The organism is Acinetobacter sp. ANC_7682, assembly GCF_056779795.1.
This window is the reverse complement of sequence record NZ_JBWYIQ010000008.1, coordinates 14,666-37,943: the sequence shown is the minus strand read 5'-3', so window position 1 is coordinate 37,943 and position 23,278 is coordinate 14,666. Positions and strand designations below refer to the sequence as shown.

At 38.7% G+C, this 23,278-nt stretch carries 18 protein-coding genes, 8 tRNA genes and 1 pseudogene; 17 read left to right on the top strand and 10 right to left on the bottom strand.

All coding sequences use genetic code 11. The features are described 5' to 3' along the window. Positions 1 to 5 precede the first annotated feature (5 nt). Together AC1M9D_RS04875 and AC1M9D_RS04870 are read right to left on the bottom strand one after the other, a co-directional pair. Positions 6 to 1,127, bottom strand: coding sequence for an efflux RND transporter periplasmic adaptor subunit (locus tag AC1M9D_RS04875; RefSeq protein ID WP_481593617.1), 1,122 nt, complete (start codon positions 1,125 to 1,127; stop codon positions 6 to 8). Between the two features lie 34 nt (positions 1,128 to 1,161). Then, positions 1,162 to 1,806 (bottom strand): hypothetical protein, encoded by a 645-nt coding sequence (locus AC1M9D_RS04870; protein WP_257227584.1) that lies wholly within the window; start codon positions 1,804 to 1,806, stop codon positions 1,162 to 1,164. 276 nt (positions 1,807 to 2,082) lie between these two features. On the opposite strand from AC1M9D_RS04870, the gene pilG reads away from it, so the two are divergent. The 5 genes and pseudogenes from pilG (at position 2,083) to AC1M9D_RS04845 (ending at position 9,133) form a co-directional block, all read left to right on the top strand. Further along, positions 2,083 to 2,469, top strand: a complete 387-nt coding sequence (pilG, locus tag AC1M9D_RS04865) for a twitching motility response regulator PilG (protein ID WP_035269072.1) — start codon at positions 2,083 to 2,085, stop codon at positions 2,467 to 2,469. An 18-nt stretch (positions 2,470 to 2,487) separates the two neighbouring features. After that, positions 2,488 to 2,862, top strand: coding sequence for a response regulator (locus AC1M9D_RS04860; RefSeq protein WP_035269071.1), 375 nt, complete (start codon positions 2,488 to 2,490; stop codon positions 2,860 to 2,862). Continuing rightward, positions 2,859 to 3,413 (top strand): chemotaxis protein CheW, encoded by a 555-nt coding sequence (locus AC1M9D_RS04855; RefSeq protein ID WP_481596321.1) that lies wholly within the window; start codon positions 2,859 to 2,861, stop codon positions 3,411 to 3,413. The genes AC1M9D_RS04860 and AC1M9D_RS04855 overlap by 4 nt, the downstream gene beginning before the upstream one ends. Positions 3,414 to 3,942: 529 nt before the next feature. Next, positions 3,943 to 5,067 (top strand): annotated as a pseudogene (locus AC1M9D_RS04850) (methyl-accepting chemotaxis protein); the annotation flags it as partial. A gap of 7 nt (positions 5,068 to 5,074) precedes the next feature. Continuing rightward, complete coding sequence (locus AC1M9D_RS04845; RefSeq protein WP_481611617.1) at positions 5,075 to 9,133, top strand: hybrid sensor histidine kinase/response regulator; 4,059 nt, start codon at positions 5,075 to 5,077, stop codon at positions 9,131 to 9,133. 72 nt (positions 9,134 to 9,205) lie between these two features. Here the strand turns inward: AC1M9D_RS04845 and dapE are convergent, their stop codons facing one another. The 3 genes from dapE to AC1M9D_RS04830 form a co-directional block, all read right to left on the bottom strand. Further along, positions 9,206 to 10,339, bottom strand: a complete 1,134-nt coding sequence (gene dapE, locus AC1M9D_RS04840) for a succinyl-diaminopimelate desuccinylase (RefSeq protein WP_481611616.1) — start codon at positions 10,337 to 10,339, stop codon at positions 9,206 to 9,208. A gap of 138 nt (positions 10,340 to 10,477) precedes the next feature. Further along, positions 10,478 to 10,630 (bottom strand): entericidin A/B family lipoprotein, encoded by a 153-nt coding sequence (locus AC1M9D_RS04835; protein WP_092766976.1) that lies wholly within the window; start codon positions 10,628 to 10,630, stop codon positions 10,478 to 10,480. Positions 10,631 to 10,756: 126 nt separating this feature from the next. Then, positions 10,757 to 11,617, bottom strand: coding sequence for a DUF1853 family protein (locus AC1M9D_RS04830; protein WP_481610948.1), 861 nt, complete (start codon positions 11,615 to 11,617; stop codon positions 10,757 to 10,759). Positions 11,618 to 11,701: 84 nt separating this feature from the next. On the opposite strand from AC1M9D_RS04830, the gene AC1M9D_RS04825 reads away from it, so the two are divergent. The 11 genes from AC1M9D_RS04825 (at position 11,702) to AC1M9D_RS04775 (ending at position 14,277) form a co-directional block, all read left to right on the top strand. Continuing rightward, positions 11,702 to 12,070 (top strand): YbaN family protein, encoded by a 369-nt coding sequence (locus AC1M9D_RS04825; protein WP_035269059.1) that lies wholly within the window; start codon positions 11,702 to 11,704, stop codon positions 12,068 to 12,070. 36 nt (positions 12,071 to 12,106) lie between these two features. After that, positions 12,107 to 12,634 (top strand): cell wall-recycling L,D-carboxypeptidase ElsL, encoded by a 528-nt coding sequence (elsL, locus tag AC1M9D_RS04820; RefSeq protein WP_180028070.1) that lies wholly within the window; start codon positions 12,107 to 12,109, stop codon positions 12,632 to 12,634. A gap of 212 nt (positions 12,635 to 12,846) precedes the next feature. Further along, positions 12,847 to 12,922, top strand: a tRNA-Val gene (locus tag AC1M9D_RS04815). 22 nt (positions 12,923 to 12,944) lie between these two features. Then, positions 12,945 to 13,021 (top strand) — tRNA-Asp (locus AC1M9D_RS04810). A gap of 49 nt (positions 13,022 to 13,070) precedes the next feature. Then, positions 13,071 to 13,147 (top strand) — tRNA-Asp (locus AC1M9D_RS04805). A gap of 22 nt (positions 13,148 to 13,169) precedes the next feature. Then, positions 13,170 to 13,245, top strand: a tRNA-Val gene (locus tag AC1M9D_RS04800). 13 nt (positions 13,246 to 13,258) lie between these two features. Next, positions 13,259 to 13,335, top strand: a tRNA-Asp gene (locus AC1M9D_RS04795). A gap of 23 nt (positions 13,336 to 13,358) precedes the next feature. After that, a tRNA-Val gene (locus AC1M9D_RS04790) sits at positions 13,359 to 13,434 on the top strand. A 51-nt stretch (positions 13,435 to 13,485) separates the two neighbouring features. Then, a tRNA-Asp gene (locus tag AC1M9D_RS04785) sits at positions 13,486 to 13,562 on the top strand. A gap of 92 nt (positions 13,563 to 13,654) precedes the next feature. Next, a tRNA-Val gene (locus AC1M9D_RS04780) sits at positions 13,655 to 13,730 on the top strand. A gap of 76 nt (positions 13,731 to 13,806) precedes the next feature. After that, a complete protein-coding gene (locus AC1M9D_RS04775; RefSeq protein ID WP_481610938.1) occupies positions 13,807 to 14,277 on the top strand; it encodes a DUF2750 domain-containing protein in 471 nt (156 codons plus the stop codon). 5 nt (positions 14,278 to 14,282) lie between these two features. Here the strand turns inward: AC1M9D_RS04775 and AC1M9D_RS04770 are convergent, their stop codons facing one another. The 5 genes from AC1M9D_RS04770 to AC1M9D_RS04750 form a co-directional block, all read right to left on the bottom strand. Then, a complete protein-coding gene (locus tag AC1M9D_RS04770) occupies positions 14,283 to 15,065 on the bottom strand; it encodes a YdcF family protein (protein WP_481611615.1) in 783 nt (260 codons plus the stop codon). A 98-nt stretch (positions 15,066 to 15,163) separates the two neighbouring features. Continuing rightward, positions 15,164 to 17,734 (bottom strand): PepSY domain-containing protein, encoded by a 2,571-nt coding sequence (locus AC1M9D_RS04765; protein WP_481611614.1) that lies wholly within the window; start codon positions 17,732 to 17,734, stop codon positions 15,164 to 15,166. 155 nt (positions 17,735 to 17,889) lie between these two features. Continuing rightward, entirely contained in the window at positions 17,890 to 18,450 is a 561-nt protein-coding gene (locus AC1M9D_RS04760) for a YcxB family protein (protein WP_035268336.1), read from the bottom strand. A gap of 101 nt (positions 18,451 to 18,551) precedes the next feature. Next, the gene (yccS, locus tag AC1M9D_RS04755; RefSeq protein ID WP_481611613.1) at positions 18,552 to 20,726 is read right to left on the bottom strand and encodes a YccS family putative transporter; all 2,175 of its coding nucleotides are present in this window, start codon (positions 20,724 to 20,726) and stop codon (positions 18,552 to 18,554) included. Between the two features lie 145 nt (positions 20,727 to 20,871). After that, a complete protein-coding gene (locus AC1M9D_RS04750; protein WP_481611612.1) occupies positions 20,872 to 21,579 on the bottom strand; it encodes a nitroreductase in 708 nt (235 codons plus the stop codon). Between the two features lie 376 nt (positions 21,580 to 21,955). Between AC1M9D_RS04750 and AC1M9D_RS04745 the strand changes: the two genes are divergently transcribed. Further along, positions 21,956 to 23,218 (top strand): DcaP family trimeric outer membrane transporter, encoded by a 1,263-nt coding sequence (locus AC1M9D_RS04745; protein ID WP_481611611.1) that lies wholly within the window; start codon positions 21,956 to 21,958, stop codon positions 23,216 to 23,218. Positions 23,219 to 23,278 lie beyond the last annotated feature (60 nt).

Genomic DNA, 23,278 nt, shown 5'->3' with positions numbered 1-23,278 from the left:
CTGTCTTACTTTGAAGCAATTGAGACTGTTTTATTTAAGTCATCATTGATAAACTTAATTCTACTGATGTAATCCGTTGGCTGAAGACCACTGATCATTGCAATATTCTCGTTGGGTTGTCGATCCAAAATTTGAATATTGGCTTTCTGAATTTTCTGATCACGGATGATCCACAAATAAGGTTTGCCATCTGCATCTTGAATAGTATCAAGCGGAACTTTTTGTCCTTGAATCTGCTTTGTATCTAAGATGAAACCTTCGACAAAAGCACCAATACTCAGTGAATTGATTGATTCATTCGGTTGAGCAAAAAACTCAACCTGACGACTGATTTGATCGGCCATTGGGGAAATGCGTGTTAACTTGGCAGTATAATTTTGGGTAGCCCCTTGAATTTTATATTCAATGTTGTTTCCAATGTTGAGCGCATGTTGAGATTCGACAGGGAGTTTTGCTTGAATCTCCAATTTTTGTGGATCTACGATTTCAAATAATGTTTGACCCATTGAAACGGTTTGACCAGGTTCGACTTGACGTTTGGTAATTACGCCAGAAATGGGGCTACGAATTAATCCATCAGCATCGGCTTTCAGTGCGATATCCACATTTGCTTGCTGAGCTCGTACAGTTTCGAGTTGAGCTTTATGCTCCACTTGACTTTGTTCATATTCAACCTTAGAAATAAATCCTTGATCATAAAGTCGTTTTTTTCGAGTGACCATATTTGCAGCTTGTTGTGCCTGCGCTTGTGCAGAAGCAAGATTAGCGCGAGCTTGTGCGAGTCGGGCTGCATTATCTTGATTATTTAAACGTACCAAGACTTGTCCTTTACTCACCCTTTCACCGACTTGTACAGAGACTTGACTAGCAGTGGCAGTCACTTGCGCTTGAATTGTACTTTGATTCACAGCGCGTATGGTGCCTGTGAAAGCAAATCTCAGATTTGAGACCCCATTTTCAACTTTGACTAAGTCCTGTTGTATTAATTCAATTTTTTGAGGGGTAGATGAGGTTGGCTGTACACTTTCGTCATTTTTTTGACAAGCGGCTAAAAGACAACTCGTACACAGCGTTCCTAATACGAGATATTTCTTAAACTGACTGCTGTGTCGAGTCGCATTCGGCATGTGATAATTCCTTTCCATTCAGACAAACTCTTCTTTATTCAAGAGTTTTTAAGCGCTTGATAATATTGTCGTATTGTGACTGAGTATTTCGATAGTTTGTTTGTAAAGATTCAATATTTTTTTGGATATTACTCATATTCTGTGCATTATAAGTGATTCGATCTTGTAAGTTTTTAGGGACAGGGTTCCCTTTCTTGATATAGGTCTGTTCCTGCTTTTTAAACAATATTCGATCTTGCTCCAGTTGTTGGTACTGTTGTTTTTGAAAGGTGATTTGTTTGTTGATGTTTTTCAACATATCATCACGTTTGTTCGCAGCCACTTTACTAGAACCATAAGCGCGTTTTAAGCGTAGATCTTGTTCATGTTGTTTGGCTTGTTGCGTACGTACAGCACTTTGTTGCTGTTCTTTATCGGCATCATAAGGTCGATTTTTTTTAATCACTTGCATATTACGGTCAAGTGCTTCATAACCGTGACGAATATGCTCTGGTGTTACCGAACTACTAATATTAGCTACGCCATTTTTATCATAATAACGATACCAAGACGGTTTGGTCACTGTGGTATTAGCAATTGCTTCACTGATACATAAACCAAATGTCATCATGATCACTAAGAATGTTTTATGATGAAGATGCTTTAACCCAATTCTTGATTTGTGCGAAAGATTAAACATTGGAATTGGCCCCCGTGATATCAATTCAATTTTTTAATTTTTGCTTTTAATAACAAGCATTTTATGTGGTTCTGGTAAATTTATAAATATAAACCGTTAAATAATTTACGCTTAATCTGATTCACCCTTAAATTCTATGAAGCTTTGTGACACAATCTCTCCGCGAGTACTCAACTGCATTGAAAATCAATGTAATGTTATGTTAGAAAATAATGGTTATTCTCTAAATTAAGCGTTTCATTTTTCTTTAAATCTCATCTCAGGAAGGATCATTCAATGGATGATAATCTGCAAAATATTAAAGTGATGGTCATTGATGATTCAAAAACGATTCGTCGGACCGCAGAAACTTTATTACAGCGTGAAGGATATGACGTTGTAACTGCAGTAGATGGATTTGAAGCATTATCTAAAATTGCTGAAACTCGACCTGATATTATTTTTGTAGATATTATGATGCCGCGTTTAGATGGGTATCAAACGTGCGCATTGTTAAAAAACTCACAAAATTTCCAACATATTCCAGTGGTCATGTTATCCAGTAAAGATGGTATGTTTGATCAGGCAAAAGGACGAGTTGTTGGATCTGATGAATACCTCACGAAACCATTCAGTAAAGATGAGCTATTGAATGCGATTCGTAAACTTGTCGCTTCACGTTAAGTACTGGGAAAACAAAATATGACACGTATCTTAGTGGTAGATGACTCTCCAACAGAAATGTTTAGATTTAAAGAAATTCTGTCCAAAAATGGCTATGAAGTGCTAGAAGCAACCAATGGTGCAGATGGTGTTACCTTGGCGCAAGCAGAGCAACCAGATCTTGTACTTATGGATGTGGTGATGCCTGGTGTGAATGGATTTCAAGCAACTCGGCAAATTGCAAGAGCTGATGTAACGAAGCATATTCCAGTTGTCATTGTCAGTACCAAAGATCAGGATACGGATCGAATTTGGGGCAAAAGACAAGGCGCGGTCGACTACCTGATCAAACCTGTAGATGAATCAAGATTACTTGATGTCATTCAGCAATATTTAAATACAGGCACAGCATGATCACTCAAGATGAAAGTGATCAACAACACTGGTTAACGCAAGCCAGTAATGCTAATTCGGCTCAAGTAAATGAGTACCGTGATGTGCAAAATCAGGACCTCTGGTCTGGTGTATGTTTTAAAGTTGAGCAGCAGCAATTTATTACCCCACTTGGTGATATTGCGGAGGTTAGCCCTTTACTGAGCATTACTTCTTTACCACTTACGCCGCCGTGGTATTTAGGTTTGGCGAATTTGCGAGGTCGAGTACTGACCGTATTAGATCTAAAGCAATTTGCTTTGGGTAAAACCACACAACTACACGCTAATGTTAAAATTTTATGTTTTAACGTGGGGCAAGACTGTGTTGGATTACTTGTGGATGAAGTCCTCGGTGTAAAACATTATAAGAATAATACCTATAGCGCCGGTTCGGATTTGATCGCAGAACCATATAGATTATTTTGCCAAGGTTATTTTCTCGATCATTCAACACCTGTAGCTGTGCTGATGATGAGTCAGCTATATGAGCATGATCGCCTAAAGCATATGTTCACATCTAATTCAATTTAATGTCTAGTCAGCAATAGTTTTTTGGGGGAGCTGAGTGAGTTTACGGTTAAAAAAGACCAGTCGGAATGTGAATGATTCAGATTCCAACACACAGGGATGGAAAGCTTCACTTAAGTTAAAACTTGAACAGTTTTCAGAGCTGTTTGGGCAATCTGCCCAAACGAAGTCTTATTTAATCATGGCTATTATTAGCCTCGTTTGTGCTTTTCTGATTTTATTGTTTCTTATGTTTAATCTCCCACGTACAGTGGAGCAAAGTCGTGGGGTGGGGGAACTGAAATATCTCAATCAAATGATGATTATTCAGACTCAACAGTTTGAGGATAATCCTACAGATTACACATTACAGATTCTCAAAAACTCTCAGCTTATTTTTAGTTCACAACTTGAAAATGTAAAATCAGTTTATTTTTATAGTCCGGCTTTAAATGAAGTAGATCGACTATGGTTAGAGTCTCAAAGCAATATCACGGAGTCTCAGTTACAAAAAATTCAAGTAGCCCTCAATGAAATTCGCACAGGTTCTACGTGGTTACTGATTTTACTGTCACTTTTATTGTTGATTAGTTTATCGAGCTTCACCTTTGCTGTAATTAAACTTTTTATTTTGAGAAGCCAAGAAGATCGTCTGCGTTTAATGGAACTGGTGGATAAAGATAAGAAGAATCAAACCGCGATTTATCGGCTTTTAGATGAAATTGGAGATTTAGCTGAAGGCGATTTGACCAAATATGCTGCGGTTTCTGCAGATTTTACGGGGACAATCGCGGATTCAATTAATGTAGCGATAGATCATTTGCGTGATTTGGTGATGAGAATTAATCAGGCTGCCCAACAAGTTACCCAATATATTCATCAAACTCAGCACATGAGTTCACAATTGGCTCAATCTTCAGAGCTGCAAGCTCGTGAAATCCAAAATACATCGCTCGCCATTCATGACATGGCGGACTCAATTGATCACGTTTCTGAAAATGCAGCGCAATCTGCAAAAGTTGCTCAGCGCGCTGTACTTATCGCAGTGAAGGGTGGGGAAGTGGTTGAACGATCAATAGATGGAATGGATCAAATACGAGGCCAGATTCAAGAAACATCTAAAAAAATTAAAAGGCTGGGTGAATCTACTCAAGAGATTGGAAACTTTGTTGCAACCATTGAAGACATTGCAGGGCAAACGCATCTGTTGGCTTTAAATGCAGCCATTCAAGCCGCAATGGCAGGCGATGCTGGACGAGGTTTTGCTAGTGTTGCTGATGAGGTGCAGCGTTTAGCTGAACGTTCAACTGCTGCGACCAAACATATTGAGATATTGGTAAAAAATATTCAATTAGATACACATGAGGCCGTTCGCTCTATGGAGCAAACAACTTCTGAGGTGGTTAAGGGGACTGGACTTGCTCAAGATGCAGGAGCAGCACTTGCAGATATTCAGTTGATTTCAAAACAGTTGGCTCAACTCATTGCGAATATTTCAGCATCCTCAAAAGTTCAGTCAGCTGCTGCGGGTCAAATTGCGAAAACAATGTCGCTTGTGCAAGATGTCACACGAGAAAATCATGCTTCAACCTTAGATACTGCTCAATCGATAGCAGAACTCACTCAAATGGCTGATTCTTTAAGGAAATCAGTTGCAAACTTCAAATTACCTGAGTGATTGAGCCATGAAAAATAATAATCCTAATAAAATACAATTATATCTTTCAGAAGCACTCCATCGTGCATATATAGATATGCAGCTTCCTCAGGATGAATTAAATTTTGAAGATGAGGAGCTCCTTACGACCTTTGCTGAAGAGCTTAAGGAATTACTTCTAGAAATATCAGAAAATTTTCAAGTCTTATCGAATGATTTAGAACAGGTAAATATTTGGCAAGCTTTGCGCCGTAATTTTCATACCTTAAAGGGTTCAGGTCGAATGCTTGGATTCAACTCAGTTTCTGAGCTTGCATGGACTGTTGAGACAATATTAAATATTAGGCTTGATCAGCAACTTTCATGGAGTCAAATGGTCCTTGAGTATGTTGAGCTGATCTCTCGTATATATCGCTACATTATTGTGCCTAGTTTAACAGTGAAACAAGCGATTCAATTAGATGTTAAACCTCTATTGCTTTTAGGTCGGCAATTAGAACATTCAAATACCATAGATCAATCATTGCATCCTTTGTTGGCGATCAACGCTCATCTCACACAGCTAGATCTAGATTTCAGGATTGAATGTCATTGTTTGAGTGACTCAAATTCACTCTCAGCAACAGCCACAATTGAGAATACTCAAATATGGGATAACGAGGTTCTGCAAAGTTTTTATGCTGAAGCTTCAGAACAATTGAAATCCCTGCAAGATATGTTGGATAAATCCAATCAACAATTTCAGGTGGATACGCTTGCACGTGTTGTTCATTCTCTCAGGGGGAGTTCTGCAATTGTTGGACTTGAGAAAATTGAAGTATTGAGTCAGTCATTCGAAAAAATAATACAACGTAATCCATCTTTTGATACCAACAATAAAGAATTGCAAGCGCTCACAACGCAGTATATTGATTTAATCCAGTATTACTTAGAAAGCTTGCAAACAACAGGTGACAACGTAACGAGACAACAACAGTTTCAGGCATTAGAGCATACATTTTTAATCGCATTGAGAGACTTCTCAGAACAGATTACACAGAACGATCCAAATCTTGATCCGCAAGAGTTACTCAAGAAAATTGTAGATTTGGGTGTAGAAGATGTTTTCCTTATCGATACCTTTGTACAAGATGGTATTTCTAACCTCGTTAGCTCTACACGTACTACTGAACGTTCGACCTTACTGAGTCAACAACTCAGTTCAATTGCTAAATTTGCCATTAAAGTTGATTTTGATCTCCTTCAAAAAATTTCAGAAATTTTGAGTTCAATTCACTTCAACATTGCAAGAGAACCGAATTCAATTGCCTACTCAAATGTCCACCGAGTTTTACAACAAGGGCATGAAAAACTCTTAGAAATATTTGATGAACTTGCTATAGGTCAATTGGCTCAAAATAATGTAGCTTCTCAGCAGCTATTAGGTGATTTAAAACAACTTAATCATGAATACTTCAGCTTTTCCAATCAATCGAATTGCATTTCCAATATAGAACAGGAAAGCGAAGTATCTGCTCGATCCTTAGATGAAACAATTCTGACATTACTCAATATAGATTACGCACTCAAAGATTCAGCGAAAGCAAAACAGGGCTTAGATCGCGAAGTAAGTGGTTTTTTTGTCGAGGAAGCGGAAGAAATCTTGTCTCAAATCGAAGACTTGTTCAATACATGGTTAGAGTATCAAGAAGATGCTACGTGTATCCAAAAAATTATGCGGCAACTGCACACGTTGAAAGGTGGTGCATACATGTTGCAAGCAGATTACTTTGCAAATCTAATCCATGAGCTTGAATCTGTATATCTTCAACTCATTTCAGAGCAACAAATTGATATAAAAAGTTTCATTATTTTGATTAAAGCCTTACAGCAGGATTTGGTACGGCGTGTCAATATCATTAAAACTGAGTCTCTTGATTATCCGATAGAGCAGGCATCAAGGCTTATTCAGGGTTTAATTGAGCTTGGACATTTCAATCTTAAGGGTGGTGACTCGAAGCTGAACTTAGTACATTCGATGCAAAATGATATCAGTCACCACATGTCTTCAGATTTTAGTATTCATTCAACTTTATCAGCGGACCTTGAAACCAATTTAAGTGATTTAGTCACTACGCATAATAATTCATTAAAGTTTGACTCTTCTTCCATTCAGCAAAACTCACATCAGACTGAACCATCTAACGCTAAGGAGATTGTTTTACCGCCTCCAATGAGTGGTAATTTGAAAAAGTTTGTGCAATCTGCCGTAGCGAACGAGACACTTTCAGTCTCTACTGCTGTAATTGAAGCAACCCTTAATTTGATTGGGGAGGATTTGATTCAACGTTCGCAAGTCGAAGTAGAATTAAAATCATATCGGTCAAATTTGGTAGAAATGGATCAAACCATTCAGCGCCTTACTTCACAATTGAGACGGATGGAAGGGGAATTAGAATCCCAAATTTTATTACAACGTAGATCACATAATTCCGCCGAGCATGGATTTGATCCCTTAGAAATGGATCAATATTCATCACTTAATCAACTCTCAAAATCAATATCAGAGTCAACATCAGACTTGTTAGATATCAGAAACTCTCTGCATGAAAAGCTTCAATCTGCAGAAAGTATATTGATTCAGCAGGCAAGAATACAAAACAACATCCAACACTCGTTGATGCGTACTCGTGTCGTACCATTCAAGACGATAAAAATGCGTCTTGAACGCTTATGCAAGCAACTTTCGATGAATCTGAATAAATCTGTTCAGTTACAGATTGAACATGCAGACATCGAATTAGATCGTAGTATTCTTGAAAAGTTGATCACCTCACTTGAGCATATTCTGCGTAATGCGATTGATCACGGAATTGAGTCAGCAGAACAGCGGTCGAAATTAAATAAACCTGAACAGGCAGTCATGCAACTGACACTGGTGAATCATCACAATGAGCTGAGTATTTTGATCAAGGATGATGGTCGAGGAATTGATTCACAAGAGATTAAGCAAAAAGCTGTTGAATTTGGTTGGCTCAATACTGAACGGGAATATTCTGAAACTGAAATATTACAATTGATTTTTAGACCAGGCTTTACCACTGCTGCAAAATTAACAACCGTTTCAGGACGTGGTGTCGGTTTAGATGTCGTTAAAAGTGAAATACAGGCACTGGGTGGGCATGTTCATGTTTCTTCGGAAAGAGGACAAGGAACTTGTTTTGAAATCAGAATTCCTAAATCTTCAATTATTACAGAAGCATTGATGGTAAAAGTTGCGGACCAATTCTTTGCCTTACCGTTACATCAAATACAACGTGTTGAAATGATTGATAGACATGATTTTAATCACGCGAAACAACAGGGTCAGTTGTTGAGAGTGCATGAAGCAAGTTATCAATTAAACGATTTGGCTGACTTCGTGTTGTTAAATCAAAATATAAAAAGAAACTCACCATATTCAGAAACCCAAAAAGTTCCAGTGATTTTGGTGAATATGCACCAGTCTCAACCTGTGGCTATATTCGTTGATGAAGTCTTAGGAACTAATTCACAAATTATTGTGAAACAGACTGGGGGGCTGATCCATCAAATTGATTATCTCAGCGGTGTAACCATTATGGGCAGTGGAGAAATTTGCCCAATTTTAAATTTAAATCGTGTGGTTCAATATCTCACTCAGCAGGATTGGTCTATACATCTAGAGTCGAAACCCTCTAATTTAGAGCATGACAATGAAGCACCTACGATTTTAGTGGTTGATGATTCGGTCACAGTTCGAAAAGTGACAGCTAAACTACTTGAGCGTTATGGTTACCAGATTGTCACAGCTACAGATGGTATTGAAGCACTTGAACATTTACAGCATTCAACACCTGCCTTAATGTTAATTGATGTTGAAATGCCAAGAATGGATGGTTTTGAAGTGATGCAATGGCTGAGAAATCAACCACATTTGCAGAACTTACCTGTGGTTATGATCACTTCACGAGTGGGGGATAAGCATAAACACCATGCTCTTGAACTTGGTGTATCGGCTTATATGGGTAAACCTTTCCAAGAAGCAGTGTTAATTGAGCAGATCAATCAGCTTTTAAAACAGGATTGAAGTATTTTAAGCGAATTAAAAAAGGATGCATTCGCATCCTTTTTTATATTTCATTGCTCTTAAATTTTAATGTTATACCAATAGCTCAATTAAGATTTTTTCATAAATTTCAGCCAAAGGTTCCAAATGTGCGATTTCAACATGCTCATTAATCTGGTGGATCGTGGCATTAAGTACTCCCAGTTCGAGTACCTGAGCTCCAGTTGGTGCGATAAATCGACCATCTGATGTACCACCACTGGTTGATAATTCTGTTATCGTGCCAGTCACATCCAAAATCGCTTTTTTGGCAGCATTGACGAGCTCTCCAACAGGGGTAAGGAATGGTAAACCTGATAGTGTCCACTCGATATCATACTCAACGCCGTGGCGATCTAAAATTTCATGTGTACGTGCTTTTAATTCATCAGCAGTAACTTCTGTAGAATAACGGAAGTTAAATAATAAGTTCATCGTGCCAGGCACAACATTGGTTGCACCCGTTCCAGCAGAAATATTCGAGATTTGGAAAGACGTTGCAGGGAAATACTCATTGCCTTGATCCCATTCTGTCTCACACAATTCAGCAATTGCTTTTGAGGCTGTATGAATTGGGTTAATTGCCAAATGTGGATAGGCCACATGCCCTTGCTTACCTTTCACTGTTAAATTGGCATTGAGAGACCCACGACGGCCATTTTTAACAATGTCACCTAAAGTATTCGTACTTGACGGTTCACCAACTAAACACCATGTCATTTTTTCTTGGCGTGCTTCTAAAGTTTCTACAACTTTCACTGTTCCATTGATAGATGGACCTTCTTCATCTGAAGTGATCAAAAAAGCAATCGAACCTTTGTGGTCTGGATGCTTAGCAACGAAACGTTCAGAGGCAATTACCATGGCTGCCAACGCCGTTTTCATATCTGCACTGCCACGCCCGTATAACTTTCCATCTCTAATTTCTGGGGCGAATGGATCGGAGTTCCACGCTTCTAGATTGCCTGTAGGAACAACATCAGTATGACCCGCAAAACAAAACACAGGTGATTCAGTCCCGCGACGAGCCCATAAGTTATCTACATCTTCAAAACGCATATTTTCAATGTTAAAACCAATCTTTGATAATCGATCAGCCATAATATTTTGACAGTTATGATCGACTGGAGTCACTGAAGGTTGGCGAAGTAATTGTAAGCTTAAATCGAGTGTTGCAGATTGGGTCATGGAAAGAAATCGAATTGGTCAAAGTCGAACTATCATAAAGTATGTTGAATTTGATGCAAAATATTAATCATTCAAGGGAATCAAATTTAAATAAAAAAAGCCCTATTAAAAAATAGGGCTTTTAGCTTCAACTTCGAATTAGTTGTTACGAATTTCGTTTGAAGTTTTTTCAGCAGTATTTGTTACAGTTTCCCCAGCTTTTGAAACGTCTTGTCCAAAACCTTTGAATGTATTACAACCAGTTAATACAAATGCAACTACGAATGAAGCGGCTAATACTTTTTTCATCATTATCTCCAATGATTGTAAATTATTTTGATGCTTAATCAGAATAAAAATTAATCATTTAGAAGAATATGAGAGTTTTATTATCAGAATGTTATTAATTGTATTCGATACATTTTTTTATTACACGAACTACACGTAAGGAAGCTTTAATGCTGGTTGACGGTACATATAAAACTGATTTGTCTGTACATTGTGATAAAGCCCATTGCTCCACCAATGTGCTTCATTTGAAGTCTGACTCGCATTCGGACAAATCCATTCCTGTCTTTCCAGTCGATAAAAAGATGATCGAAATTGATGTCCCCATGTGCCCATACGACGATGTGGGCTGACCCAGTTGGGTAAGGTTTGAAGTTCGGTATGATACGGAAAGTAGAGTTGACCTTTCATCACCGCAATTTTTCGATCAATTTTATAAGTATTGGCTTGAGTAAACTGAAATTGTTTTTGCGTAAAATGATTGAGCTTTCTAAATAGGGTGTCACTTCGATTTAATCCGTACCAATGTTGAAGTTGAAAGTCTTGTTCTGCTAAATAAAATTTCAGTGCAACTTCCCATTGTTCAATTTCTTGGGTGTGATGATTTAATATCACAAAGTCAATTTCACCCAAAGTATGGCGGCCGTCAATGATTTGAACACTGTGATCTAACAGCGAAAAATCAGCTTGATCGCGTTGATCATCTTGTAGCCAGAACCACATTAAATATTCAAAGCGCAAACCTAGACGCGTACTTTTAAGTTGCTGAATAAAATCAATCAGTTCTTGTGGGTTTTGATCTAGATCATGAAGTCTGGAGATATATTTTTCGTACTGAGTTTGCCAAAATAGTTCATGGTGCATTTCAAAAGGATGAACGATCGTTAATTCTTTAGGCGCAAAACGAATAATATTAGGACTTGCGATGACAAAAGCCAGTTGACGTACAATTGCATGATGAAAGTTCTGCCATGGCTCATAAAAATCAGATTGCACCGTTACTCCAACCAGAATTCAAAACTGAAAATAAATTTACAATCAGACACTACCACAAAAGCATATATACTAGTGAGATTCAACTGAATGAGTTGCGGTATGAAAATCGTGTTTTGGCGGAGCTTGGTCATTATTTTTGTGACTCTAGGTTTTATTGGTGCGCTATTGCCAGGATTGCCAACCACAGTCTTTTTAATTCTTGCCGCATGGGCTGCTTCAAAAGGTTGGCCACAGGTTGATGATTGGCTACTCAATCATCCTAAATATGGACCAACACTGCGAAATTGGCGTGAGCATGGCACGGTTCCACGCAAAGCAAAATGGCTCGCCTCGATGATGATGTTGATCAGCGGTATTCTTATGCTTTATACCAATGCTCCTGATTTAGTAAAAATTTTTACGAATCTCACTATGCTAATTGTCGCGATTTGGTTGTGGTTAAGACCTGAATCAAAAAATATTGTTTAAATAAATGATTAAAAATAATTTAACGCTGAGTTTTGTATGAACCCAAATCTTGAAAGTTATACCCTAAGTCAGGCGGATATCCTGATTGATATGGCGAAACAAGTTCTATATGTCCCACGTATGAAAAAAAGCTATTTGGTGTCTACTGGATTGAACGGTATAGGTGAACAGGAAAATTCAGGTAAAACCCCAAGAGGATGGCATCGCATTGAACAAAAAATTGGCGATGACCACCCAATCAATGCTGTTTTTAAAGCACGTATTTGGACTGGGGAGATCTATGATGTGGAACTTGGCAAGCAATTTCCAGAACGTGACTGGATTCTAACGCGAATTCTTTGGTTAGCAGGTTTAGAACCTGGTTTTAATCAAGGGGAGGGTTGTGATACCTATAATCGATATATCTATATTCATGGTACGCCAGAGTCAGAACCTTTAGGTCTTCCTAAATCACATGGATGTATTCGAATGCACAGTGCAGATGTCATTGAGCTATTTGATACATTTGACGAAGGCGCTTTAGTCTATATTTCAGAACAAGAGATCGAATTGGATCAAATTTAAATCAGAATCGTAAAATGTGTTGTGATCAAAACTTTGAATAAAAATAAAAACATATCTCTAATCAGGCAAATAATAGACAAAAAAGCGATTTTTTAAGAGAAATGATCTATTTTTTAATCATTCAAACTGAAAAACTGAGAAACCTGTAGAAAAGCGTTTGACAGTATCTGAGGATTCTCTATAATGCACCACACAAACGATGAAGTCGTAAAGGGCGCTTAGCTCAGTTGGTAGAGCGTCTGCCTTACAAGCAGAATGTCGGCGGTTCGATCCCGTCAGCGCCCACCAAGCCTTTACGTTAAGTTTTAGTGCAGCGGTAGTTCAGTTGGTTAGAATATCGGCCTGTCACGCCGAGGGTCGCGGGTTCGAGTCCCGTCCGCTGCGCCACTTTAAGCTTAATAGATTGTTTGTACTTTAATAGAGATATTACATAAGTGCAGCGGTAGTTCAGTTGGTTAGAATATCGGCCTGTCACGCCGAGGGTCGCGGGTTCGAGTCCCGTCCGCTGCGCCACTTTATGTAATGACCTTATTAAGGGCGCTTAGCTCAGTTGGTAGAGCGTCTGCCTTACAAGCAGAATGTCGGCGGTTCGATCCCGTCAGCGCCCACCAGATTTTTTGTGATGCAGCGGTAGTTCAGTTGGTTAGAATATCGGCCTGTCACGCCGAGGGTCGCGGGTTCGAGTCCCGTCCGCTGCGCCATCCTAAAAATCAAAGCCTAATAAGGGCGCTTAGCTCAGTTGGTAGAGCGTCTGCCTTACAAGCAGAATGTCGGCGGTTCGATCCCGTCAGCGCCCACCATATTCATGCTGAAAAGCTTATATGACCCTAATTGCGTAAGCAGTTGCCGTTGCAGCGGTAGTTCAGTTGGTTAGAATATCGGCCTGTCACGCCGAGGGTCGCGGGTTCGAGTCCCGTCCGCTGCGCCATTTTCTAGATCCCTTGTCTAGATATAATGGTTTAAATCAGCAAGATTTCTTTCTTGCATCTTAAAAATAGCGGTGCTATTTTTATTCCTCAAGGGCGCTTAGCTCAGTTGGTAGAGCGTCTGCCTTACAAGCAGAATGTCGGCGGTTCGATCCCGTCAGCGCCCACCATATTCTTTCTATGAAAAGTCTTTTAAGTTTCTATAATTTATATAAAATATGATGAATTCATGTTTATAATAGAATTATGAGAAATCCATACCAGCGTAAGCCTTCAAGTACCTCTATTGCCTCTACAGTTGTCTCTCCAAAAGAACAATACCAACAATTTATGGAAACAATTGTCGCTCAGGCTAAAGTTTATAGTTTATATAATGATGGTTGGGCATTGTGCTCCACTCCATCTGGTCAGCGCACGCTTGCTGTTTGGCAAAGTAGAGGAATGGCACAATTATTGGTTCGTGATAAGTGGGAAAAATATCATGTGGAGGAAATCCAACTGATACCATTTATTGAACAAGTTGTTCCTTATATTCGACAACACAATACTCATTTGTCACTTAACTTGATGCCAGAAGGTCAAAATGTTTTGGTATCGGGGCGACAATTTCTAATTGACCTAAAAGCTTATCTATACCAGTTATCGATTGATCAACCTGAAAAATTAAATAAAGAAGGGGTTCCTTCGCCTCGAAAAATCCGAATACATGATAAATAAAAAATTTAGTATTCTCTTAAGATCCAGCCACTAATATAAGCAAAATATTCTCTAAGCCATGCGTTATATCGTGTGGCTAAAGGAGTTTCAGCACTGACTGATGTGATTTGGGTATAACCTTGAAATCGGGCAATGGCTGCAGCACGTGGTGTATGAAAATCACTAGTCACAACTACAATATGACTATTTTGGTTTAAATCTATTCTGTTTAGCAGCGGAACACTGTTTTTTAAATTGAGTTCGGTGCTGGTGCTTTGACTTTCTTCAACTATACGCTGTGGGTGAATACGATATTTGTTGATCAAATATGCTTTCATCACTGCAGCTTCAGTAATTTTCTGATCAAATCCCAAACCGCCAGTCACAATAACAGAACTACTGGGATATTGAGCGGCGATCGTTGCACCTTGGTCTAATCGAGCCTGAAGCGTTGGGGAGGGTTGGTTATTGATTAAACCACTACCCAAAATAATAATCGCATCAGGTGGTGTATTCATGATGGGGGAATGATTTTTTTTAGCTAAAAAATTAAAAAAAATAGTCAAGCTGATTAACCAGATGGAAAAAATTGTCCATCCCATTTTCCAAAACAAGTTAAAGTTAGAATGATTCAAACGGTAGTGTTGGATTTTCTTATTAAAAAACAGACATAAAATGATCACTATGCCAATAAAGGCTGGAAGTACAGTACCCAAATGAATTTTATTTTGACTCATTAAAATGATTCCATCGATTAATAGTATCAATGCTATTAACCAAGCGAAAAATTTTAAAATCCTTATATACATTGGATCATCACTAGTGGGAAATGAGAAAAAGTATAGCGCATAAAAAAACCGAGCAGATTAAATAAAAATCGTGCTCGGTTCTGATCATAATAACCGTGTTAGTAAACGTCTCTACGGTAGCGACCAGCTTGTCTTAATTCATCTACAGTAGTTTCACCTAAGATTTCAATTAAGGCTAGATCAACATCGCTTGCCATACCATTGATACTGCCGCACACATAGATGACAGCACCTTGATGAATCCATTTAACGACTTCATCCGCATTTTGACGCAGAATATGGTGTACATAGACTTTTTCTGGTTGGTCTCGAGAGAACGCAAGATCAATACGCTTTAACATCGCTGTATTTTGCCAAGCTTCGATTGTTTCTTTATAAAAGAAATCATGTTCGCGTTGGCGTTCACCGAAGATGAGCCAGTTGTCAGTGTAGTCCAAGCGTACGCGAGCTGAAATCAAGCTCATTAGCCCTGCGATCCCTGTCCCGTTACCGATACAGATAATCGGTCGATTATCATCAATTAAATGGAATGATTCATTGGTTCGAATACGAAGTTGTACCTGAGCACCAATCGCAACATGATGTGTTAACCAGCCTGAGCCTAAGCCGAGTTGCTGCTGTTCATCACGTTGTTGACGTACCACCAATCGCATCATGCCTTGAGTTGGAATACTTGCGATCGAATATTCACGAGTAGGTAAATTTTCAAGCTGCTCAACGAGTTCTTCTGCTGTATCAAATGGCTGAATCTCGCTATTTAAATTTTTATTCCACAGACTTTCAACTAAGGTTTGACCTGTAGTTGCGAGAACTAAAGCCTCATCTAAGTTGTGCTGTTGTAAAAATGCTTGAATACGTTCAATGCTATTGCCGGGTTGAATTTCCGCAATATCTCCAGCTTGCCAGATCGCGTCGTGATTAGACTCAAGCTCTAAATTATAAGCAGGTTGACCCAAACTGTTTGGATTGAGCAGTGTGCGTTTTTGCAGTTTCCATTGATCAAAGACTTTATCAATAGATAATGTTGCTAATTCCAATTGAGCAGCTTGTGCGAGTGCATCTGTCCATTTTTGAATATCTTGGTTATTGGCATTGTCTACTTCAATCACATTAAAGAGCGGAGTTGCACCAGATGCATTGAACCAATCATAGATACGATGACCAAAACTACAATAAGTGTCAGGATATTCACGTGAACCAAGTGCCATAACTGCAAATTGAACATGACTTAGATTCAGTGGATGAGACATTAATTTCTTTTCAAAACTTGCAGCTAAGTCTGGAGCTTCACCTGTACCGTAAGTACTCGCGACCACCAGAATTTGAGATGCTGTTTGTAGCTCATTAGTGGTCAGGCTTTGCACTGATTTAACAGTAACGGGTTGGCCTGCTGCTTGCAGAATTGAAGCTGTACGCCAAGCCAATTGCTCGGATACACCAGTTTGACTTGCATAAGCGATGAGCCAAGGTTTTGCATTTGGATCAACATCAACCACTGCTAAATTTTGCTTCGCTTCACGGGTTAATTGTTTTTGCTTGCGACGTTTGAGATAGAGCATCCAGCCAGTCACAAAGAATAACGGCATAGCGAGTGCAGCTAACATCGCGAAGAACTGGTAAATAGGACCAAAGAAGCTGCCACGGTGTACAGGTAACATGCTGCTCATGATTTTTTCATTGAGCTTTTTGTCTTCGTACAATTCAACATCTTTCAATTGATTCGTATTTAAGTCGACAGTCGCTTTGTTACGAGCGCGTTCATGTTGCGGAACAGGATCAACGAAACTCAGTTCTAATTCACCGTTTGCACGTTTAGGAATGGTGAAGGTTACGGAAGAAAATTGATTTTTAAACTGTTGATTAAATGTAGACCAAGATTGATTGAGCGCAAATTGAATCTGTTCTGTTTGGAGTGATTTACGCTCTTCACGTCCTTCACGTTGAGCATTTGGTCCAGCATTTGAACCAGGACCTCCCGCTTGCATTTGGGGTTGCGGGCGCTCAACACCAAGCACTTTAAACATGCCGTTGCGCCACCAGTCATATGACCAATATAAACCTGTGCACGCCAACATGAGATAGAAAATGGCCACCCATGTTCCAACGACTGCGTGTAAATCCCAAATAAAGTTTCGACCTTTTAATTTGGGTTTAACTGAAAACCATTGTTTGAAACTGTGTTTTTTCGGCCAACGTAGATATAAGCCACTGAGGACAAAGAAAATAAGAATCAGTGTACATGCACCGGTAATTTGTTTTCCAACAGGACCGACTGTCAAGTTACGATGAAGTTGTTGTACGAATGCAAAGAATTTTCGACCTTTAATTTCAGGAAGTAATTCAGCACTGTAGGGATTGATCATCATGGTCAAACCACGACGTTCGCCTTCCTTCGCAACATTGATACTCGATGAGTCAGTAGGTTGAGCAGCAATTGTAATGCTATTGATTTTAAGATCGGGATGCTCCTGCTGGAAATGTTGATAAATTTCAGCTGGCGTTAATTTTGGGCGTTGTTCAGCAACAACTGTATAACTTTCCTGATTGATCAGCTTGATAATTTGCTGCTCATAAGAATATATTGCCCCAGTGACACCCATAAGTGCCAAAATAAGGCCTGCTGTTATTCCGAAAAACCAGTGTAACTGGAAAAATATTTTCTTGAACATAAGGGTCTGAGTGAATTGGAATTTTTGAATGGTGCGATTATAACCTAACTCAAAAAAAGTGGAATGTATTTGAAGATAATATTTATTCTCATTCTCATATAAAAAATTGTGATAAAAAAACCTCCAAAGTTGGAGGTTTTAATATAAAGCCGTATTTACAGTGATTTTGGCTCACCAACGCTTTCTTTAAGATGTTTACGGATGGTCTCGAAAGAGAAATTTTTGCTGTTCATTCGTTTTGGCAGGATATAAGCACCTTGCTGACCTTTAACTTTAAAGTTCACCAAAATGAAGTCTGGCGTGTTATACCACTCATAGATATCTTTCCAACCAATTGAACCTACACCTTCTTGTAGTCCCATTTTTTGACGCATCACGATACCATGAGGCTGAACACCTAATTTAATTCCAGTAATTTCTTGTACTGGAAACTCATTCATTTTACGTTTAGCGTACCATTCTAGTCCAAACTTTCGCACTAAAAAGTATGTCAGCACACAGACTAAAGCCACCCAGCAAAATACAGTAGAGTAATTTTTAATAAAAATTAGACCCAAAATTGCAAGCGCAGTAATTGCACCCATAATAGCCCAAGCTTTAGTTCCAATTTTATTTGTGCTGCGCCAGATTGCGAGTTGCGCATGGCGTTGTTCAGCTTCAGTAACCTCGTAAGGAACGGGTTGTAAAGTGTAGGCGTATAAGTTTTTTGCAGTCATAGTTTCGTTAACAAAATGTGTATATCTGAGCAGAGTTTAGCATTAAATTAATACAATCAGGGAGTATATTGTACTAATTTACTGCCTTGAAAATTCAACATTTACAGTGATGCCAATGCGCTTGATTGAGTATCATGTTCATGACTTAAACTTTGTTTTAAGGTACTTAATCGTCTTAATACACCAAGCATTAAAGAAAGTTGCTGTAAAACAATCAATGATTTATGTGAATCCTGATCATCTTTATTCAAACGTTCACGAATCGCGGACTCTAAATTTGTCAGATTTAGCTCAGGCACTTCATCTCGTAAAAAAGCACCTTGGATATCATTTAACGCTTGCTGAAGTAGTTCTAATGTTGACTGATCTTGAATTTTTTCACGGTGTGCACCTAGCGCAGCAATATAGCTGATAAATGTATGATTAAGACAGAGGAACTCAAATGCTAAAGCTTTTTGTGTTGGATCAAAATCAGGTTCTGTTGCTAATGTCGATATGAGTGATGCAACATCCGCATCACGATTATGTGCAGTGCGGCGGACTACGCGGTAGTTCAAACTGTTATTACGTCCATGATGATACTGTTGTACGACTTCAGTAAGATACTGGCATTGAGCTTCAAGTGAACGTCTGATTGAATGGGGGAGTCGTCTGAATTTCCAATCTGGAAAAATAAAGCTCACCCCAAACCATGCTAATGCACAGCCAATTAAAGTATCTAACATTCGAGGAAATGCCGCTTGGAAACCTAAACCGTCCAAATTGAAATTAATTAAGGCTAAGATCGTAATAAATGCAGTGGCTTGCGCATATTGCTTACTGCGTAATTCAAAAAATAGTACACCACTCACAATTAATAATAAAAGTTGACCTTCGACAGAAGGAACGAAATACAGAATTGCAAAACCAAGAATAATGCCACCAAGTGTTCCCATGATCCTGAGTCTGAGTCGACGTTTTGTGGCGTTGAAGTTTGGTTGACTAACAAATAGGGCTGTTAACAGTACCCAATAACCGTATTCGATATTGGTGACTTGAACAAAAACATATCCGATGAAAAGTACGATGGAAACACGAATTGCATGTCGAAAGAGTACGGATTCAGGGGTTAAATTTTGTTTGATACGAGAAACGATATCTTCCCAACCTTTCAGATCGTCATCTTTAAGTTGGTTTTCTAAATGTTTAGTGCGGTCAAATTTAATATGCCGTTCAGTTTCAAGATTTCGTAATTGAGCATCGATGGCTTTTAAGTTCTGGAGTAAGGCAAAAAGAGCATTAACCCAGATAAGATCATGTTTTTGTTCATCACGGATTTTTTCTAATGACTTTCTGAGATTACTAAATGCATGTTCAAAACGTGGATTATGCTGGTAAGTTGTACGATTTAGGATGCTTTCGCTTAAATCTTTACAGGCTTTTGCTTGCAGTGTCAAAATGCGTTGGAAGCGAAATAAAATATCACTATGTTCAAAGGCTTTGGTTAATTGTTGATAATCAATATGCGCTGAGTCAGCTCGCTCGTGAATGTCCTGTGCAATAAAATAATACTGTAAGCTGCGACGGGTATCACTTTGACCACGATCTCCTTTTAATCGGGTAAGGAGTGTGGTTTTCATATCATTGAAGATACCTACTAATTTCCCATTTTCCAGCGACAAGCTGATCATACTTTTTTGGTAGCTATTTGCTGTCATATCCACATCAAAGAGATTGGATTTAGCAAAAAGGAAATCACCGAGTGAAGAATAGCTTTTCGAGAGCTGATCTTGAACTTGTCGAGCTGGAAAAATTAAGAAACTAAGCGTAGACAAGATCCCATACCAAATGGCACCAATCACCAAAAGACTGGGTTGCATGTACCATTCGTCAAAAATATCAACACCTAGCATGGCATAGACAGAAATCACTAAGCAACCATATGAGATGGTGGCATAACGTCTGCCTAATGAGCCGAGTAAAATGAGACCAATACAAGAGATGATCAGGCCTGAAGCAAAAAGCACAGGATATGGGAATAACAGTTGAACAGAAGCTGCCGCAATAAAGAAACCAATATAGGTATAAATCAGATTCATAATACGTACTGAGAAGCGATCATCGATGTCGCTCAGCCCAGCAGCAACAACCCCTAATGTTAATGGAATCGTCATCAATTGCTGATCTAACAGATAGGGAATAAATGCGGTACCTGCGAAAGCGACGATCATCCGCAGGTTATACATGAATGAAGTATTATAGGTTGCTTTTTTAAGCTGAATCAGCCATTTGTTCAAACCAGAACCCTTTATACATAGAGGATAGGGATAGATGAATATAAGTTGAATATTCATCTAATTTAAATTGGGATTATATGCTTGAAATTAACTGTTTGTCTTTATAAAACCACCCTAACTGAATGAGCGTTTTAATCCTTAAAAATCAATCTTCCAAGAAAACAGCAAACTCTTCAACTGGAACTCGAGGTGTTCTAAACGTATTTACAAGCGCATCTGGGTCGGCATAGCCTAAAGCCATCCCACAAACGAGCTCTTCGTTGGCAGAAGCTTCAAGAACATCAGTGACGATTTGATGAAAATGATTCCATGCCGCTTGAGGGCATGTGTCTAAGCCACGTGCTTTTGCTGCTAGCATAACATTTTGGATCATCATGGAAATATCCATTTTAGAGCCAATGCCCATGGCTTTATCCACGGTAAAGAAAATGCCAACAGGTGCATCAAATAATTGATAGTTTCTAAGATGTTGTGCAGCCATCTTATCCTTTTCACCTTTTTGAATGCCCAGCAATCCATAAAGTCCCCAACCATTTTCACGACGACGATCGATATACGGGGAAATCCATGTTTCTGGATAATAAGCAAAAGTCTCGGTGTATTGTTGAGCAAGTTCAGGGTTTTGATAAAGTTGCATTTGTGCATGACAAACTTGATCAATTAAACGTTGACGACGTGTGCCTGTCACCACATAGACTTTCCAAGGTTGAGTATTTGTGCCAGAAGGTGCTCTTGATGCGACTTCTAAGATTTCTTGGATAAGTTTTGTGTCTACGGGTTGATCTAAAAAGGCACGTATAGATTGACGTTCAGTGATGACTCCATCAACGGCTTGAGTACGTTCTGTGGACATTGCAACTCCTATTTGAATAATTTTGGATGATCCATGATGTCTCTACGACTAAGGTATAATTTTGAATATGCTTTTAAATAAAGATTTTATAAATTATACAGATATAAACTTTTTTCAATTCATCATCAGAAATTGTGATTGAGAAAATTGGTTTTGACAATAAAAAACATTTAATTATGAAACATAAGTTGCTAGATTAAGTTACAACGAATACACATTATGTTACGTATTTATTTTAATCAATTCATCAAATTTTAAAAAAAGCAGTTTAGTGCATCGTTGATTATTTTAAATTAATCAAACGTTGTGATTGGGATTCAGCAGGTTGACCAAGCATATATGCACGGATGCAAGATGAAATAATTGGAGATTTTTAATGAGTCAATCAAAACATCAAACATTTTTAAAGAAAAGTTTAGCAATCGCAGTTGCAACTTTTGCAGTTTCTACCGCACAAGCAGCGACTGAAAAAGATGAAATTCAAAAATTACGCCAAGAAGTTGAAGCGTTAAAAGCTTTAATTCAACAGCAACAACAAGCACAACAACAGCAACAAGTACAATTGGCTGAAGTTAAAGCTCAACCAGTAGCAGCAGCCCCTACAAACTTGAAAACTAAAGCGGGTGCTGAAGTGAATCTATATGGTTTTGTACGTGGGGATGCGAACTATATTATTGAAGGTGCTGACAATGACTTTAACAGCGTTGGTAACGTTGGGCGTGGCGGTGATAAAGATCCAAAATCTGTTGAAGATAAATTACGTGCAACGGCTAAAACAACACGTCTTGGTTTAGATTTCAAATCTAAAGTAGAAGGAGCTGATGTTGGCGGTAAGGTAGAAGTGGACTTTGCTGGAACAGATGAAAGTTTACGTATTCGTCATGCATATTTAACACTGAATAATTGGTTATTCGGTCAAACTACTTCAAACTTCTTGTCAAATCATGCACCAGAAATGATCGATTTTGGTACCAACATTGGTGGCGGAACAAACCGTTTACCGCAAGTACGTTGGTCTCATAAATTAGCGCCTACGACTCAATTATTTATTTCAGCTGAAGAGGGTAATTCTACTGGAGATGGTATTAAATATCGTCTTCCAACTTTAACTGCAAAAGTTACGCAAGCTTATGCAGAGGGTAAAGGTAATGCTTCAGCTCGTGCCTTAATCGAAAATTATAAATCTGATACCGCTGGTGATGATAAGACTGGTTTTGGTGTAGCGATCGGTACAAATTACCAAATTAGCGAACCACTCAAAGTATCTGCTGACGTGTCTTATGTAAAAGGGAACAGTAACTATTTATATGGCTCAAATAGTGCTTATGTTGTCGATGCAAATAACAATATTGAACAAAATGAGTTTATTGCAACGCAACTTGGTGCTACATATAAGTTCTCACCTCAGTTACGCTCAACACTGGCTTATGGCGCACACTATGCTGATGACAGCACGGGATATGCTAAAACTAACCCAAGTGCAAATGAAACTGTTCAACAAGCCTGGATTAACTTTATCTATACACCTGTGAAACCTGTTGATTTAGGTGTTGAATATATCAATGGTAAGCGTGAGACTTTCGCAGGTCAGAGCTATAGTGATGACCGTGTAGGTCTAATGGCGAAATACAGCTTCTAAGCATGATTTATAAAAAACCGAGCATAGTCTCGGTTTTTTTATTCACTTGTCATTCATCAG